At 55.4% G+C, this 16,466-nt stretch carries 12 protein-coding genes and 1 tRNA gene; 4 read left to right on the top strand and 9 right to left on the bottom strand.

Annotated elements, in window-relative coordinates; all coding sequences use genetic code 11:
- Positions 1 to 3 precede the first annotated feature (3 nt).
- The 3 genes from TRL7639_RS22830 to TRL7639_RS15305 all read right to left on the bottom strand — a co-directional run bounded on the left by TRL7639_RS22830 (position 4) and on the right by TRL7639_RS15305 (position 3,325).
- Positions 4 to 1,083, bottom strand: coding sequence for a hypothetical protein (locus TRL7639_RS22830; RefSeq protein ID WP_110647155.1), 1,080 nt, complete (start codon positions 1,081 to 1,083; stop codon positions 4 to 6).
- Between the two features lie 76 nt (positions 1,084 to 1,159).
- A complete protein-coding gene (locus TRL7639_RS15310) occupies positions 1,160 to 2,578 on the bottom strand; it encodes a TolC family outer membrane protein (RefSeq protein ID WP_085796724.1) in 1,419 nt (472 codons plus the stop codon).
- Between the two features lie 93 nt (positions 2,579 to 2,671).
- Positions 2,672 to 3,325 carry a protein-L-isoaspartate O-methyltransferase family protein gene (locus tag TRL7639_RS15305; protein ID WP_085796723.1) on the bottom strand — a complete coding sequence of 218 codons (654 nt, stop codon included), beginning with the start codon at positions 3,323 to 3,325 and terminating at the stop codon, positions 2,672 to 2,674.
- A gap of 227 nt (positions 3,326 to 3,552) precedes the next feature.
- On the opposite strand from TRL7639_RS15305, the gene TRL7639_RS15300 reads away from it, so the two are divergent.
- Positions 3,553 to 3,626, top strand: a tRNA-Cys gene (locus tag TRL7639_RS15300).
- A gap of 2,039 nt (positions 3,627 to 5,665) precedes the next feature.
- Here the strand turns inward: TRL7639_RS15300 and TRL7639_RS15290 are convergent.
- Genes TRL7639_RS15290 through TRL7639_RS15275 form a run of 4 tightly spaced genes read right to left on the bottom strand, consistent with a single transcriptional unit; the run spans position 5,666 to position 9,788 of the window.
- Positions 5,666 to 6,796: a CaiB/BaiF CoA transferase family protein gene (locus tag TRL7639_RS15290; protein ID WP_085796722.1), complete on the bottom strand. Its 1,131-nt coding sequence runs from the start codon at positions 6,794 to 6,796 to the stop codon at positions 5,666 to 5,668.
- A gap of 10 nt (positions 6,797 to 6,806) precedes the next feature.
- Positions 6,807 to 8,321 (bottom strand): tripartite tricarboxylate transporter permease, encoded by a 1,515-nt coding sequence (locus TRL7639_RS15285; protein ID WP_085796721.1) that lies wholly within the window; start codon positions 8,319 to 8,321, stop codon positions 6,807 to 6,809.
- Positions 8,322 to 8,323: 2 nt separating this feature from the next.
- The gene (locus TRL7639_RS15280; protein WP_085796720.1) at positions 8,324 to 8,815 is read right to left on the bottom strand and encodes a tripartite tricarboxylate transporter TctB family protein; all 492 of its coding nucleotides are present in this window, start codon (positions 8,813 to 8,815) and stop codon (positions 8,324 to 8,326) included.
- A gap of 10 nt (positions 8,816 to 8,825) precedes the next feature.
- Complete coding sequence (locus TRL7639_RS15275; protein WP_085796717.1) at positions 8,826 to 9,788, bottom strand: Bug family tripartite tricarboxylate transporter substrate binding protein; 963 nt, start codon at positions 9,786 to 9,788, stop codon at positions 8,826 to 8,828.
- Between the two features lie 111 nt (positions 9,789 to 9,899).
- Here TRL7639_RS15275 and TRL7639_RS15270 point away from each other — a divergent pair, with 111 nt between their 5' ends.
- Positions 9,900 to 10,805 carry a LysR family transcriptional regulator gene (locus TRL7639_RS15270; protein ID WP_085796719.1) on the top strand — a complete coding sequence of 302 codons (906 nt, stop codon included), beginning with the start codon at positions 9,900 to 9,902 and terminating at the stop codon, positions 10,803 to 10,805.
- Positions 10,806 to 10,954: 149 nt separating this feature from the next.
- Here TRL7639_RS15270 and TRL7639_RS15265 read toward each other — a convergent pair whose 3' ends face one another.
- Both TRL7639_RS15265 and TRL7639_RS15260 read right to left on the bottom strand, forming a co-directional pair.
- Positions 10,955 to 13,201 (bottom strand): DUF3604 domain-containing protein, encoded by a 2,247-nt coding sequence (locus tag TRL7639_RS15265; protein ID WP_085796718.1) that lies wholly within the window; start codon positions 13,199 to 13,201, stop codon positions 10,955 to 10,957.
- Between the two features lie 250 nt (positions 13,202 to 13,451).
- Positions 13,452 to 14,414 carry a Bug family tripartite tricarboxylate transporter substrate binding protein gene (locus TRL7639_RS15260; RefSeq protein ID WP_085796717.1) on the bottom strand — a complete coding sequence of 321 codons (963 nt, stop codon included), beginning with the start codon at positions 14,412 to 14,414 and terminating at the stop codon, positions 13,452 to 13,454.
- A gap of 130 nt (positions 14,415 to 14,544) precedes the next feature.
- Here TRL7639_RS15260 and TRL7639_RS15255 point away from each other — a divergent pair, with 130 nt between their 5' ends.
- The gene (locus TRL7639_RS15255) at positions 14,545 to 15,444 is read left to right on the top strand and encodes a LysR family transcriptional regulator (RefSeq protein WP_165759824.1); all 900 of its coding nucleotides are present in this window, start codon (positions 14,545 to 14,547) and stop codon (positions 15,442 to 15,444) included.
- Positions 15,445 to 15,538: 94 nt separating this feature from the next.
- Positions 15,539 to 16,336, top strand: a complete 798-nt coding sequence (locus TRL7639_RS15250; protein WP_085796715.1) for a phosphosulfolactate synthase — start codon at positions 15,539 to 15,541, stop codon at positions 16,334 to 16,336.
- Positions 16,337 to 16,466 lie beyond the last annotated feature (130 nt).

Here is a 16,466-nt window from a genome sequence, read left to right as displayed (position 1 = left end):
ACATTATTCCAGCTCTTGCGCGGTCAATGCCCTGTGGATTTCGCGGCGCACCAGCTTGCGCACATTACGGGTAATCCGTTCGCCCAAAGCGCCTTGCAGTTCTTCTCGCACGATATCCGCAACCAGTTCGCGCAAACTTTCCTCGTCAAGCACAGCTTCGTCTGAGGCCAAAATGGACGGCTCGTCACTTGCCGTGAACTCTGGAGCAGACACGGCTTCACGAACTTTTTCCTGCACCTTTGGTGCGACGTCCTCGACAACTTCGTCAATGAATTCTTCGGCTTCAAGGATCTCGCCGCCATCGGCGTGATCTTCCCATTCCATCGCTGTGACACGTGTCCCGGAGTACGCGTCATGACCTTCGCCGTCAGGCTCCCATTGGTCCTGTGTCTGCGCGATCACCGCTTCAAGTGCCTCAATCTTTGACGTGAGCGGTTCAGCCTCAATCTCTTCTAACTCGCCCTCGTCATCTGCAGCGACAAACTCAACGAATTCCTCGTCAATGGCTGGGTCCTCGGCAAAGTCCTCATCGTGAAGCTCCGCCTCTTCCACAGAATCAAATGAGACAGCTTCGGCTTCGGCTTCGGCTTCGGCTTCGGCTTCGGCTTCGGCTTCGGCTTCGGCTTCGGCTTCGGCTTCGGCTTCGGCTTCGGCTAAGAATGCATCCTCGGGCTCGGGCGCAACTTCATATTTCTCATCCAAAACCATCGTCGTGGGCGCCGTATCCACCTCCTCGATGTCTTGTTCCGGAAAATACTCATCTACGGCCTGGCCCAGCTCATGAGCCGCTCCGTAAAGGGTTGCATCCGGATCCGTCCATGGTGCTGCACTGTCCAGATCAACCGAAACGCCTGCCGCCTCGACCTTTGCGTCTACAGGCTCGCCAACCTGAGCTTCGTCCAATTTGGATGAATCGTCTATGGGCTCAGCGACACGCAAGGCTGGGGTCAGAACCAAACGATCAGACGACGGAGCCGGTTTTGCCGCCTCTTGCCGTGTTTCCGTTCTGCTTTCTTCGCTGACCAACCGTCGGATCGAAGACAGGACATCTTCGATCTGAACGTTCGCAACAGGATCAGACATGTGCTTTCACCGCTCTTAATCTCAAGTCGTAAGTGTAGCGGCACACATGGATTCTCACAACAGATAGCGAGAATTCTCAGTTCTTACCTAGTGCTTCCAAGACACGGTCCAGGTCCTTGCTGCGTTTCGAAACCTTCGCCGGCGCACCTTTGACCAAGTTGTAGTAGAGCGTCGGATCATAGATCTGCACTGCCAAGCCCAAGCGCTCTGCCGTCAAAAGCCCCTGGGCAGACAGCAACTGATACGCCGCCAGAGACCGCTCTGCCCGAGCCTGGATTTGGGACGTCTGCGCATCCAGCAATTCCTGCTCCGAAGTCAGAACGTCCAACGTAGTCCGAGCGCCCAGTGTGGCCTCTTCACGGATGCCGTCAAAAGCAACCTGCGCCGCGCGCACACGCTCGTTGGTGGCCCGGAGGTTGGCTTGCGCTGTCTCGAAGCGGACATAAGCCTGGTTTACGGCCTGGATCACGTCCTTTTGCGTGTTCAGCAAACTGGACTTGACCGAATCCCGGGTGGCCATTGCACGACGCACGTTTGCCGCCAACCGACCGCCAGCATAGATCGGCTGCCGGAAGACCAACCCGGCGCTAGCCGTGTTGTTATAGTTCGAATTGCCGAAGGTATTGGTGATACCAACATCCGCCCGGATGCTGGCGTTCGGTCCAAGAGCCGCCCGCTGGCGGTCCACCGTCAACTCTGCAGCTTTGACCTGATGCTGGACAGCCAGAATACTGGGATGATTGCGAACGGCGATCGCCACTGCATCGTTGATCGATGCGGGATGTTTCGGCAAGCGTGGTTGCCCGGCTGTACGCCCCGGATCGCGCCCCACCGCATTTACATATTCTGCCTTCGCCGTAGTAAGCGCGCCGCGGGCATCTGCCAGATTGGCGCGAGCCGCAGCAACACGCGATTCGGACAGCGCAACGTCGGTACGTGTGACTTCACCCACTTCGAAGCGGTCTTGGGACGCTCGCAATTCTTCGCCCAGAACACGCACGTTGTTCTGACGCAGGACCACATTCTCTTCTTGCAGCAAGACATCCATGTAAGCGGCCACTGCACGCAAAAGAATCGATTGCTCGACCTCCAGCAACGTCTGGCGCGTGGCCAGCACGGTTTCTTGTGCGGCCTGTTTAGCTAGGATGCTGGCACCACCGTCATACAGCAGTTGAGTGAACTCAAGCCCGCTGAAGAACGTAGATGTCCGGGTTTGTGTCACCAAGCTATTGGTTTCGCTGTTCACCAATGCCCGCTGCACACGAACCGAAAAGTCGATGATCGGACGCAACGCCGATACCGCAATCGCCACATCCTCGTCCGCAGCCCGCAACAGGGCACGGTTCTGTTCCAAAAGGCCGCTGGTGTTGTAGGCGCCGATCAGTGCATCTGCGAGATTGTCAGCCTGTCCCTGTTTCGGCATCATGCCTGCCAGGATAACCCCTGCCGACAGAACCGCGACCTTTGCAAGTCTACGTGCCACTGCTCTGTGCATCGCTTGCTTCTCCACCACATTACAAATGTTCAAATCAGATTGCTCTTTATTCTGCCGACAGGCAAGGTCACACCCAACGGAACCCGCGAAAAGTCACAGCTGAAAGGTTGGTGCCTTCTCAAAGCCGGGCAAGACAGGGGCTGTGGCGTTGAATGCAAATCGCCATGTGACCCGGTCTCCGGATTTATGGCCAATGCGAACGGTGCCTAAGTCGCCTTCGATAAAGATACAGCCGATGCGCCCACCATCCTTAAGCTGGTCGATCAGCGCCTGTGGCACCTCTTCGACCCCACCTTGAACAATTACAACATCATAGGGTCCGTGATCCGCAGCGCCACCCGTCAGCGGCCCGACATGAACCACCGCATTGTCTGCACCGGTTTCCATGAGAATGGTCTGTGCCTCTTCGGCGAGTGTCTCGTCTTCTTCCACAGCGACAACGAGTTCAGCCATACGGGCCGTAACGGCCGTTGAATAGCCGTGGGCGGCAGCCACATCCAGAACCAGTTCATCATTGCCGATATTCAGACCATCGAGCATTTTCGCCAGCGTGCGCGGCTCGAGAAGGCTGCGCCCGGCCCCCAAATCGATCAGATCCTCAGCGTAAGCAGCTTCACGCTGCGCGACAGGCACAAAATTCTCGCGAGGGACAGCCAACATCGCGTCAATAATCGGAAATTTCGTAACATCCGAAGGCCGAACTTGGGTGTCGACCATCATACGGCGGCGGGCGGCAAAATCTGTCATGTCATGCTCATGTTTCGAACGATTGTCTGAGCTTTTGCCACATCCCTGCCCGCCCGGCAACGTCAACCCGCGCACCTGAGCAAAAGCGACGCATCTCGTCTGAAGATAGTCACATATGTGCCGTGGCCCCAACCTTGGATCCCCCTTCGAAGCCCCATCGATCGAACCAAGCTAGCCTATTGCACCCACCCCAGGAATCGCCTAATACGCCCAAACCACAACGGAACGGCGAGTTGGCGGAGTGGTGACGCAGCGGATTGCAAATCCGTGTACACCGGTTCGATTCCGGTACTCGCCTCCACTTAAAATCAATAATTTAGCACCTAATCGTTCTAAGCGTTTTGCCCGCTTAGGATCAGTTTGGGCTCAAAATCCTCATGCTTCTTCAGCGCTCCGTCATGTTCAACTACGCACTATTTCTTCCAGATCTTAACGTTTCAGCTCTTTGGAGACATTCCGGGGTACAGTGGTCTGACTTTGAACAATGGACGTGTAACTGATATCTAGGGAAAGGTGTCCGAGCCTAGACTCTTGTCAACCCTAGGCTCGGGACTTCGATAACGGGGCCTTCCCAGTCAAGCGGTTTTGCGCAGCATGATTGATCCGCCAAGGGAGTGTAGCTGTACCTGTATGTGTCCGCCCCGTTTTCAGTCGCGGCCTTCTGTTGAGATCCTTCGGGTACATGCTTCGGTTCGTGGTCAGCGCGACGGCTACCAACTCTGCATCTGTCATTTTCCCAATGTTGCCCGGATTGAATCCAGTAACAGCCTAAAAATCTTCACTGAGAGAAAAAGGGCTACTTCCCATTTATGTATCAACCTCGTGGTGATGGCAGTTTTCGATTATGTGATTTGACAATTTTTGATAAACATCATTTCTTTGCCCGTAAGGAAGGCTGATACTAACATTTGGACGAAGCGGATACCGATCTGGCGGGATGTTTGGATCTTGAAAACTCAGGGTCTTACTCCCGCGTAAGTTTTCAGTTCTAGTAAGTTTGTTTATTTTACTTCCGGATAATATCACAATGTCTGCACGGTGTGTTGTTTCAGGATCTTGATTATAACCTCCATTGAGGTTCATAAAGTTTGTCCCTCCAACGCTAGCTAAATCCACTTCGATTTTGGTTGTTCGTATCAAAAATGGTCTTACTCGATTTATGCACCTCGTGTGTTCTGATATCAGCAAACATTTGTTAACCCAGATCTTACTAATAGTGAAGTTTCCAGGTTTTTTCCTCGGGCCATCAGGGTTTGGCTTGTGCCTCACTGTCCAATGAAAATCAAAAGTTGTTTCGGCGGAGGTAGATTGATATCCTAGTGAAACCAGGGAAACTAGGATGCATATCGAAAACTTCTTATAAATTGGACTCGATTTCAACTGAAGCGTCATGGCTATCGAATATTCTTGCTATCTGAGGGTATTTCTACTATTTCGCAATCTTAGCGTTTGTATGCAACACTCTCCCACTACTTTTCAGGGTAACGAAACTGGAGGTGGCTATTTTTTGACCCTTGCTGAGGGTTATAGTTTTGCATCACTGCGAGAACTCTGTCCAGAACGCTCAAAGTGACCCCAAACCAGGTTCAGTGAGAGAACGGCAAGCCACGCTCTACGAGAGCATTGCTAGCGACGTTGTCGCTCGTATGGCCGCGATCGATAGTAACGCCAAGAAGGGCTGACTGAGCTCCGCCCTGAATACCGCCCGGCAGGAACAGACGGGCAGACAGAGCTCTCTCAATAAGCAACCCATTCGTAGCCGTGGTTGCCTTCGCAGTCTTCCCACTCGACACCGACACCGCGCCTCCAGTTGGATGAGAAACAGCGCCGGGACGGCAACACCCAAGTCGGCGCAGCAGCAGGGCTGGTGTATTGCCAGCCAAACCCACCCTGTGGGCCATAGGACCCGAGCCGCATATTAAAACGTTCGCTGCATCCTTCATCCCGGCCACGACGTTTGTGACTGTAATGCCGGACATCCCAAACACGGATTGATCGGACGAAATCGAACTCAATACCGCTGATGTCGATATCCGTCCTTCATGCGGCACAAGATCATTCTGGTCCACGGCAGTCATAGCAATTTCTCGCTGCGCGCGCTCGCAGCACAGATTTTGCCTCGTGTGCATCATCTTGAGAACGGCAATGCGGCGTAATTAGCGGCCATTCGTGCCAAGCACAGCGAGATTTCGTCAGAAAATGAGCAAGGTGGGGACGAAGTGTACTTTCGCCACAACGTGATAATTGTCAGCGTTTGATCCATAGTTTCCATCCGCGGCAGGTTGCGGCTCCGCAGGCGCAGCGTTCGCCCCCGAAAAACTACATGGCAATGGCCTTCATTCAGCCGTTGTTCTGACCAAGTCGGGGGGCGCTGGAAACCGGTTTGAACGGCCCGCTGTCACCTATGCGAAACGGCAGGGTCGGAACGACTGCGCCCGTCTCCGGGTCAGTGTGGAGATAGCCGCGCGCTTCGACTTGAGGCAGTGCAAGCGCTTCGGGCATGGTCCTGACCCGTGCAGCAGGCACCCCATTTGAGATCATGTCCGCTTCCCATTCGTCTGCTGTGCGAGTCAGCAGAATACTGGCCAATTCATGCTCCAGTTCCGCTTTGTTTGCTGTGCGCTGCTGTCTGGTTGCGAATTTGGTCCCGGTCAACCAGTCTTCACGCTGCAACACCCTTGCCAGTGCCTGAAACTGGGATTCTTCGTTGACGCCAAGACTAAGAACACCCTGTTTGCAATCGAAGCTGCCCGCACCGGGGCTTCGACTATTGGCGGCGTTGCCCCGAGGTTTCGGCACGTTGCCAGTCAGCTTGTAATCAGTGATCGTCGAACTCATCAACGTGAACGCAGTTTCCAGCATGGAAACATCAATAAACGTCCCTTTGCCAGTCTGCTCACGTTGATAGAGCGCCGCTGAGATTGCGAACCCCGCTGCCAAGGCGACGCTATAGTCCATGATCGGCGCTCCGGTTCGCAGTGGCCCGGATTCAGCCGTGCCTGTCATCGTCATGATGCCACAAACAGCCTGAATATTAACGTCGTAGGCAGGTGCATTTTCTCTGTCACCGCCCCGCCCATAACCGGTCATCGAGCAATGAACCAGGCGCGGAAAAAATCGGGCTGTCCGCTTTTCATCCAAACCAAGGCGTCTCATTGTTTCGGGCAAATGGTTTTCGACAAAAACGTCTGCGGACTCGAGTAGATCGAACATCTCCACTTTGCCGGCGTCGCTGGCAAGGTCGATCTCGACCGACTTTTTGCCAGAACCCTGAGTTATGTAGGCGGTACTCATCCCTTCGGCCGCTCGCACAGGGTCCGTTCCTCCACGATAACGCATGGAATCGCCGCGACCAACACTTTCGACTTTTATGACCTCGGCCCCGAGAAGGCCGAGGTAGTAGCCGCAGGCAGGTCCTGCAAGGACATGCGTGAAGTCAATGACCTTGATGCCGGTAAGTGGCAAACTCATTTGGATCTCCTCATGCGTCTTTGAGTGAGGCTTCTTTGGCCTGTTTGCTGAGTGATCTGGCGCGTGCGAAGACGGCAACGACACCCAGCAGGAGGAAGCCCAGGGCGACCGGGCGAGTGAAGAAAATCAGTGCTCCGTTGTTGCTCAGCAGCAGGGCCTGCCGGAAGGTTTCTTCCGCGCCACCGGCCAGCACGAAGCTGATGACAAAGGCTGCAGGGTTGAAGTCGTAGCGTTTCATCAACCAACCGCCAAATCCAGCGATCACCATGACCAGCACGTCAAACAGGTTCCCGCGCGAGGAATAGGCCGCGATGAACGAAGTGAGGAAGATGATCGGATACAAAACATCCGTCGGGATCTTCAGGATGAAGCGACCCACAAAGGACGCGCCGAAATACCCGATGAGACCATAGAGCGCGATGCCGATTAGACCGCAGGCGAACAACTGATAGATCAGCTCTTTCTGGGTCAGGAACAGCGTCGGACCGACCTGAATGCCGTGGATCAGGAACACGCCGACCAGAATGGCACCAATGGTCGAACCGGGAATACCCAGCGTCAGCAGCGGTGCCATCGATGGACCAGAGACCGCGTTGTTAGCGGCCTCGGGTGCGGCGATACCTTCCAGCGCGCCCTTGCCCCATTGCTCAGGGTTCTTGGCTTTGCGCTTGCCCTCGCCATAGGCAACGAAAGCAGCGATCGCGGACCCAAGTCCCGGAAGCATCCCGATAAACGCGCCGATGAAGGACGAACGGATAACATGCGGAACACAGGGTTTGTACTCAGCCCAGCTCAGATGGTTCTTGGCCTTGGCGTCTTCGCCTTCCGGCTCGTCGAACTGCTCAATTTTCTGACCGCGCGCTTCGAGCTGCGAGAACACCTCACCCAATACGAAGATGCCGATCATCAGCGGCACCAGCGAGATGCCGTTGGTCAGATCGAAACTGCCAAAGGTAAAGCGTTCTTCGTTCGAAATCGGATCCAGACCGATCATCTTGATCAGCACCCCCAATGCGGCGGAGGCGAGACCCCGGGTGATCGACTTGCCAATGACCGAACCGATGACCACAAAGGCGGCGAAGTAGACCGCAAACAGTTCTGGCGGACCCAGTTTCAGAGCGATGGCGGCGATGATACCGACGCCGGCGATCAGAAGAATTTCACCAACATAGTCGCCTATGATGGATGATACAGTCGCCACTTTCATCGCTTTTGACGACATGCCGCGTTTGGACAGTGGATATCCGTCAATCTGTGTCGCGGCTGAGGCCGCCGTTCCGGGCGTGTTAAACAGGATTGCGGCGATTGATCCGCCATAGCGACCTGATTTGCCGATCACATAAAGAAAGGCCAACGCTGCCAGAGGCTGCATGTAGAAGGTCACCGGCAACAACATTGCGATTGCTGCGGATGCGGTCAAACCAGGAATGGCACCAACGACCATGCCGACAACCGCCCCAACAAGAATCCACATAAGGATAATGGGATCGGTCAGAACTGCTCCAAGAGCTGCAAAGATTTCCATGATCAGTTCCCTTCAATGACATCAAGCAAGTCGAACCATTCGCCATAGGGCGGGAACACGCCAAGCATGACAAAGAAGATGAAATGGTAGATGGCTGGGCAAATGATTGCGGCGACCAGCAATCCCAAAGGATTGCGGACGCCGAATATCATCAGAACCAGAACTGCGGCGATGCCGGTGCTGATCAGATAGCCAAACTTCCCCATCAGCCAGACATAGGCCAGCGACAACGCCACCAGACTGAAAATGGCAGGCAGGGGGGAACTGCCCTCTTCTTTGGGAGGAGAGATTGGAGCAGAAGAGGACAGCCCTTTCACGCATTCCAAGACACCAAGCACGACGAGAGCAACTGATCCAACGAGTGGAAAGATCCGAGCGCCCCATCCGCCGTCAGGGTCCGGATTGATACTCAGGCTTGCGGCGACTGCCGCCAACCCGAACACCGTCAGAACCCCGCCAATAACCGTATTTGAGTTCAGAACACGTGTTGTCATCGGATCACCCCTAGCTTTTCAGAGCGCCGATGATCGACTGAACGTTGTCTTTCATCGCTTTCAAATTGGCCTCGGCCTCGGCACCAGGCAGGAAGACCGGTGTGTTGCCACGTTCGGCCATCGCATCGATGAAAGCCTGAGATTCGGTGATCTCTTTCATTGCCGCTTCGAGCCGCGCCACAACATCATCCGGCGTATCCTTGGGGGCAAAAAGCACAATGGGTGAGCTCACGTCGACGGCCTCGAACCCTGCTTCGCTGAAGGTCGGCACATCCGTCATGAACGCATCCCGTTTGTCCGAGTTCAGCGCCAGCGGGCGCAGCTCATTTTCAAAGCCGGCGGCCTGCTGAATACCGATCATCGCGAAATCAACCTGCTCACCGATCAGAGCCGCACGGGTGGCCGAGCCGCCCTTGAACGGAACACCAACTGCGTCCAACTCATTGCTGTCCAGAAAGCCCTGGCCCGCGACGTGATGGAAACCGCCATTGCCGGTATGCGCCCAACGCACCTCACCCGGGCGGGCCTTGATATCCGCGACCAGATCGTCCAGCGACTGATACGGGCTGCTGGCCGGAACCATCAGCGACGTGGTCAGCTTACCGATCTGCGCAACGATGCGGAATGAATCCAGCGGTGTCACATCGGTGTCGCGCAGCAGCGATGTCAGCAAGAATGAGCCCGCGGAGGTCAACATCACCGTGGTCCCATCCGCGCGCCCTCGCGCTGCTTCGGTCGCACCGGTCATGCCCGACGAGCCCGGCTTGTTCACCACGACAAACGGCACCGGGAACAGCCCGTCCCCCGCCGAGGCCACGGCGCGCGCATAGCTGTCGGTGCCGCCACCGGCCTTGTACGGCAAGATGACATTCACCGGGCGCCGCGGCTTCCATTCCGCAAACGCCGCCGTACCGGACAAGGCCAGCCCTGCCGAAGCTGCACCCGTGATTTTCAAAAATTCCCTGCGTTCCATAAGATCCTCCCACTAGAAACGTTCCCGAAGATAGGTTGGCAAGACTTGTATCAAAGCTGCTTCCGTAGAAAAATTATAATGATTCGAATAAACGTTTGAGAAATTGAAATCATGAACCTGAACAACAAAGCGCTGCACCTGTTTGTCGGTATTATTGAAGAAGGGTCACTTGCGCGTGCTTCTCAGAGAATGAACTTAAGCGCACCTGCAGCAAGCCGATTGATTCAGATACTGGAGTTGGAAGCGGGAGCTACTTTGTTCTACCGCGAACACAAACAACTTATCCCCACCAGTGAGGCGGAGCTGTTCTATCCTGAGGCCGTGCGAATTCTATCCGCTATCGACAACATCCCCGAGTTTTTCAACCGGCTTTCGTCTGAGCACACGGTGCCTTTGAGAATTTTGTGTCATCCCAGAGCCGTAAATGGGTTGGTTCTTCCGGCGATGACACTGGCAAGCAAAAGAGACCCAGGTTTGAGAATGCAGCTTGAGATCCATCCACGTCGCAACTTGGGGCGAACGATCGAGCTTGGCCTGTTTGATGTAGGCATTTCCACCCTTCCCTTACCGGTCAAAGAAATGCGTCCGACACTTTTGGCAAAGACGCAACTGCACGTTTTACTTCCCAAAAACCATGCAATGGCAGACAAGACGAACATCGAGACCAATGAACTGATTGGGGAAGACTACATCGCGATGGACAAACACACTGTCATACGTCGTATCGTAGACCGGACGCTTGCAGCGCAGAACCTAAACTTACCCGTCAAACACGAAGTGTCAGCGGGGGCCGCCGCATATCGATTGGTGCGGGAGGGGGGCGGCTTCACATTTGCCGATCCGCTGGCAGTCGAGCCCGAACTATTGCCTTCGGTGGCTCTGATCCCCTGGCATCCCATTTCGAACGTTGAATATGGCTATTTCGAGACCCAGTCGTCGAGAAAACACGCGGCACACGCAACATTTGTGGACTGTCTTAATGAGATATGCAGCCAACGACTAAGTGGATTTGCCTAATCGCTATCTTAGTGTCAGGACCCATTTGGTCCTGCAACAAAAGAGCGGTGATAAATCGCATGTATTGAGCAGGAATGCATTCGCGACTCGAACCAGCATTCATTTGAGCAACGCGTGAGCGACGCCCCACGTTGGGGCGCCGAAGTTTCTTACTTGAAGCTATAGATTGGGCTGGTCCAGGCGACATGGCCGTCTTCCAGAACAACTCGTGCAAAGATTGCACTGTCGCCCTTGGCCGGAATGGCCACTTCCTGGCTGAGGGCCATCTGTGTCACGGTCCGCACATCGGGCAGACGCTGCACCATCAAGACCTTATCCATACCACCGCAGGCAACTTCGACACCCTCGGCCCCAACATCGACCAATGCAACCTCAAGGTCACCCTGATTGGTTTTGATCGACAGTTTGGCATCGCCACCCGCATTTTCGATCCACAGATCCACGGACTGTGCGCCCCCTGTGGTCACACTGGTCCAGTCAATCCGGGTATCCGATACTTGCTTGGGCTGGTTGTCAGGGTTGTAGAAGTTGGTTGCCTTGATCCGCGAGATCGTACCTCCGGTCAAAGTGGCCGAGGCGTCCCACTTGACCAAACGTTGGCGACCACGGGTTTCCTGGCCTTTGCAGGTGATCTGATAGCGTGCACCCAGATCATCCTCGCCATAGGGGCGAACGCGTTGCAGCAGGTCCAGACCATCAAAGATCTCGATCTTGTCAATCGGGCTTTGCGCCGAGACTTCAAGGTTAAAGGTCGCCGTGTCCTGATTGGTCTGCACGATGTCTCCCATGATCGCGGTTGTCGATTTCTCAAACTCGTCATTTTTCAGAGACGGGTTGCGGGCGAATACGCGAGCCGGTTCGCCGTAGGTCATTTCGGCCGACATGAACAAGCGTGCACCTGTGGTGGCATAATGGTGACGGCGACGGAACTGCTCGAACAGGTCGTCACGTGTCAGTTCCGGCAACAGGTGGCAGGTCAGTCCGCCATAGGCACCGAACTTCGCGTCACCTGGATAAGATGCGCCGGGGCGTCCTTTGTGACCATCAGAACCGGCCACGATACCGATACGATAGCCCATTTTCATCGCGTCCTGAACGATCCAGTCGAAGGTTCCCCAGCTGGAGTGTACTTCGACCGAAGGCTCGACACTGGCGTCATGCGCATAAGTCACGTCCGCAAAACGCCCCCCAACGTGGGGCACAACCAGAACGTCTTCGCCTCTCAGGGCTTCAAACAATTCGGTCACGTCGTGGCAATCGCTTTCGGGGCGCGATTTGTCCTGAACAATAGCGCGCGAAGAGCGATAGATCGGGCGGCCTTCGTTGCGGTACCAGATGTTGTGATCGCCGCCCAGGCCGGTGTTGCCGGACCATTCGTAGCCGGGCAGCGCGAGGAATTTACCCTCTTCGTTGAACTCGGCGGTCAGGCTGTTGATTTCATCCCAGAAATCGTCCGAAATCTGGAAGTCGTTGCCCTGATGGCCGGTTATGTCCACGAACGAACGGTGCTTGGCGAAGAAGAAGTAGTCGCGCGCCGAGCCCGAACCGATGGTTTCACCCGACTGGCCGTGCATGTCGGACCAATAGTGCGCCACTTTCGATTTCGATGACACCCGCAGCGGGTTCGATTTGGCAACCACTTCGCCGTCAATCAGCGCTTCGATGGTATAGTCACCATCTTCCGACACGGTCAGATCATCCAGAATGACCGAAAAATCGCCGGTCTTGAAGCTGACGGTTTCCGGCAGACCATTGATAGGCTTGTTCGAACGCAGCGCAACTTCGCCGTCGTATTTGTCCGACGGGTTACCCCAGTTGTCTTCGGACTTGACGACAAAGCGGAACGGCTGATCGGCGCGACGCAGGGTCGGCAGGATTGCTTTCCACAGCTTTGGTGCACCCGGAACGATCTTGATGAATGGCTGCGCGTCGTCCTCAAGCGGGGTGTAGTCCACCGTCGCAAAGGCATCGACGGTGATCCGGAACTGATGCTCGGCTTCGATATGGGTCTGGGTACGAACGCCGGGGGATCCTTGGCGCTGATCGCCGATACGAAAGGTGATCTGATCGCCGGGTTTCAGGAACTGCTTGCACAGAACGGTGATGCACAGGCCCCAGGGACGCAGGTTGCGCTTGTAGCTGAACTCGGCCTCAAAAGGCGCACCTTTTGAGGTTTCGACGGTCAGGTAACCGGGCGCTTTTGGGTCGTCCATCTGCAGCGGGGTCATGTCCGAATGGGTGCGGAACGCCACTTTCAGGCCGCCCTGATCGTCGATGCCGAACTTACCGGCGGTGTAGGTCAGCGTGAAACTCTGCCAGGAACCCGCTTCAATCGGACCGGCGGGAGACAGTTCAGCGCTACCCATAAGATCGCGGCGGTAGTCATGATTTGGCATGGTTTTTCCTTTCATAGGGGAGCAGCCGCCAGCCACACGCGATTGGCAGTGCGTTGGTGCGTGGATGGCAGTAACTTTGGGCGATTTGAGACTATTGAAGATTTTGGTTCAGGTATCTTTGACGGACGTCTCTTTGGCCTAAACGCTATGTGATCCCCGGCTTGCGGCGACTGCCGCCAACCCGAACACCGTCAGAACCCCGCCAATAACCGTATTTGAGTTCAGAACACGTGTTGTCATCGGATCACCCCTAGCTTTTCAGAGCGCCGATGATCGACTGAACGTTGTCTTTCATCGCTTTCAAATTGGCCTCGGCCTCGGCACCAGGCAGGAAGACCGGTGTGTTGCCACGTTCGGCCATCGCATCGATGAAAGCCTGAGATTCGGTGATCTCTTTCATTGCCGCTTCGAGCCGCGCCACAACATCATCCGGCGTATCCTTGGGGGCAAAAAGCACAATGGGTGAGCTCACATCGACGGCCTCGAACCCTGCTTCGCTGAAGGTCGGCACATCCGTCATGAACGCATCCCGTTTGTCCGAGTTCAGCGCCAGCGGGCGCAGCTCATTTTCAAAGCCGGCGGCCTGCTGAATACCGATCATCGCGAAATCAACCTGCTCACCGATCAGAGCCGCACGGGTGGCCGAGCCGCCCTTGAACGGAACACCAACTGCGTCCAACTCATTGCTGTCCAGAAAGCCCTGGCCCGCGACGTGATGGAAACCGCCATTGCCGGTATGCGCCCAACGCACCTCACCCGGGCGGGCCTTGATATCCGCGACCAGATCGTCCAGCGACTGATACGGGCTGCTGGCCGGAACCATCAGCGACGTGGTCAGCTTACCGATCTGCGCAACGATGCGGAATGAATCCAGCGGTGTCACATCGGTGTCGCGCAGCAGCGATGTCAGCAAGAATGAGCCCGCGGAGGTCAACATCACCGTGGTCCCATCCGCGCGCCCTCGCGCTGCTTCGGTCGCACCGGTCATGCCCGACGAGCCCGGCTTGTTCACCACGACAAACGGCACCGGGAACAGCCCGTCCCCCGCCGAGGCCACGGCGCGCGCATAGCTGTCGGTGCCGCCACCGGCCTTGTACGGCAAGATGACATTCACCGGGCGCCGCGGCTTCCATTCCGCAAACGCCGCCGTACCGGACAAGGCCAGCCCTGCCGAAGCTGCACCCGTGATTTTCAAAAATTCCCTGCGTTCCATAAGATCCTCCCTTCGAGTTTTCGAAGGCCACCCGAAGGTAACTGCCTCGTCTATCCTCGCGAAGCTACTTGAGCGAAGTTTCAAAAAAAATTATAATCATTCTACAACTATTTCGAAAAAACTGAACAACATGAACCTGAAAAGCCTTAGAGTGTTTGTGCTGATCATGGAGCACGGAACGCTGGTGCGTGCGTCTGAAATCATGCACCTGAGCCCCCCAGCCGTCAGTCGACTGCTGCGATTGCTCGAAGACGAATTGCGCCAACCGCTGTTTGAGCGGGTCAAAAAAAGGCTGATCCCCACCCAAGCGGGCGAGCAATTGCTACCCGAGGCTTTGCGTATCTTGGCGGGTATCGACAGTCTGTCAGATTTTCTGGAACGATCCCGACAAGAGCAAACGCCTCCCTTGCGTTTGATTTCTCACCCGCGCATGGCCAGTGGCCTGATGCTACCAGCAATAAAACGCCTGTCCTGTGAATTTCCTGACGCTCGTGTAAGGCTGGAGGTTCAGCCCCGCCAAAGCTTTGGCAGTTATATCGCCCAAGACCAGTTTCATCTGGGGCTCGGCTCCCTGTCCGCGCATTGGGAAGATCTGGAAAGTCAGCAGCTCTGTGAGACCCGGTTGTGCGTTCTGCTGCCCAGAGATCACCCGCTCGCTCAGCGACCCAAGTTGAATTTACGCGACTTGCAGGATCTGGATTATATCGCTTTGACGGAAAACACTTTGCTGAGACAGTTGATCGAAGCAAATTTGGTTAGTTCCGACCTGCGCCTTTCTGTGCGTCACGAGGTTTCAGTTTCTGCCGCAGCCCACCAACTGGTGGCGGATGGTCTAGGCTATACGATAACAGAAGCCATTGCGGTTGGAGCCAACTTGCCAAATACCCTAAAGCTGGTTCCCTTGGAGCCGGCAAGTCATCTGAAGGTGGGTCTTTTTCTGTCCAAGAGTAAGCTGCAGCACCCTCTGGTCGATCCCTTTGTTAAGCATCTCAGGCAAATTGTGGGAGAGCTTTTAGAGCCGCACAGTTAGTCAGCTTTTTTGAAGAGGGGCTAAGAAAATTCGAATTTTCTGATCGAAGTGACCCCGCTAGTCTCTGCCAAAATTCAGCTGAACTGGAGACGACATGTCACTTACAACCGCTTTCCCGAATGTACCACTCGACCCGCGCCGCAGCCTGGAGAAGCCACGCAAGACGGGGCTGACAATGGTGACCGACTATCAGGTCACGCTTGGCGGCTTGCAGGGATTGCTGGAACTGGGCGGTGCCTATTTCGACATATTCAAGCTTGCGACAGGCACTTCGCGCTTGTTTCCGCGGGAACACCTTGTGGCCAAGCTGGCCTTGCTGCGAGAGCATCAAGTGCGCCCGTTTCTGGGGGGACAGATGCAGGAATACGTGTTACACACGATGGGCATTGAAGCGATGGAGGAGCATCTCAAGGAGGCCAAGGAAGTTGGCTTCGACATCGTTGAAATTTCGGACAATATCGTCGAACTTGGCGAAGGCACGCGGGACCGCTTGATTAAGATGGTGCAGGATGCAGGCCTCGCCGCAGTCGGTGAGATCGGCGATAAGCGCGACAACTCTGACCCGGCGGAAATGGCAAAAGAGGTGAATGAAGTTCTGGCCACGGGGGCCGAGTTTGCCATGATCGAAGGTCAGGAGCTGATGCTGAATGGCCAACCCAACAAACACCTGATCAAGATTTTGCAGGAAAACGTTGATGTCAGTCGTTGCATGTTTGAGCTGTCTACTCCGCGCGTAGGATCAACCACGCCTGAGATTTATGCCGGAAAGAAATTCCTGGTCAAAACCTTTGGGCCGGACGTTAATTTGGGCAATGTCACGGCAGATGTCGTGATTGAAACAGAAACTACTCGTCTGGGTCTGGGCTCCGCCGGGCCTTTGTCACTCATGTAAACACGATAACGGCCAGACGATTGATGCAACAACAAGTGGACCGGTGTCCTGTCAGGTTCGGCTTGTCCGGATCGCCTCAGGCTATTTGGCGCGACCGAAGTACCCCCAGATATTCAGTCACTGCCCTTCT

It is taken from the genome of Falsiruegeria litorea R37 (assembly GCF_900172225.1).
Lineage (GTDB): Bacteria > Pseudomonadota > Alphaproteobacteria > Rhodobacterales > Rhodobacteraceae > Falsiruegeria > Falsiruegeria litorea.
Note: the sequence above shows the minus strand (reverse complement) of the source record. Positions and strands in the feature narration are given on the sequence as shown.

Coding starts and splice junctions, on each gene's coding strand:
- TRL7639_RS15275 (WP_085796717.1), bottom strand. CDS start 9,788: ATGGAACGCAGGGAATTTTTGAAAATCACGGGTGCAGCTTCGGCAGGG.
- TRL7639_RS15260 (WP_085796717.1), bottom strand. CDS start 14,414: ATGGAACGCAGGGAATTTTTGAAAATCACGGGTGCAGCTTCGGCAGGG.
- TRL7639_RS15270 (WP_085796719.1), top strand. CDS start 9,900: ATGAACCTGAACAACAAAGCGCTGCACCTGTTTGTCGGTATTATTGAA.
- TRL7639_RS15290 (WP_085796722.1), bottom strand. CDS start 6,796: ATGAGTTTGCCACTTACCGGCATCAAGGTCATTGACTTCACGCATGTC.
- TRL7639_RS15280 (WP_085796720.1), bottom strand. CDS start 8,815: ATGACAACACGTGTTCTGAACTCAAATACGGTTATTGGCGGGGTTCTG.
- TRL7639_RS15310 (WP_085796724.1), bottom strand. CDS start 2,578: ATGCACAGAGCAGTGGCACGTAGACTTGCAAAGGTCGCGGTTCTGTCG.
- TRL7639_RS15285 (WP_085796721.1), bottom strand. CDS start 8,321: ATGGAAATCTTTGCAGCTCTTGGAGCAGTTCTGACCGATCCCATTATC.
- TRL7639_RS15255 (WP_165759824.1), top strand. CDS start 14,545: ATGAACCTGAAAAGCCTTAGAGTGTTTGTGCTGATCATGGAGCACGGA.
- TRL7639_RS15250 (WP_085796715.1), top strand. CDS start 15,539: ATGTCACTTACAACCGCTTTCCCGAATGTACCACTCGACCCGCGCCGC.
- TRL7639_RS15305 (WP_085796723.1), bottom strand. CDS start 3,325: ATGACAGATTTTGCCGCCCGCCGCCGTATGATGGTCGACACCCAAGTT.
- TRL7639_RS15265 (WP_085796718.1), bottom strand. CDS start 13,201: ATGCCAAATCATGACTACCGCCGCGATCTTATGGGTAGCGCTGAACTG.
- TRL7639_RS22830 (WP_110647155.1), bottom strand. CDS start 1,083: ATGTCTGATCCTGTTGCGAACGTTCAGATCGAAGATGTCCTGTCTTCG.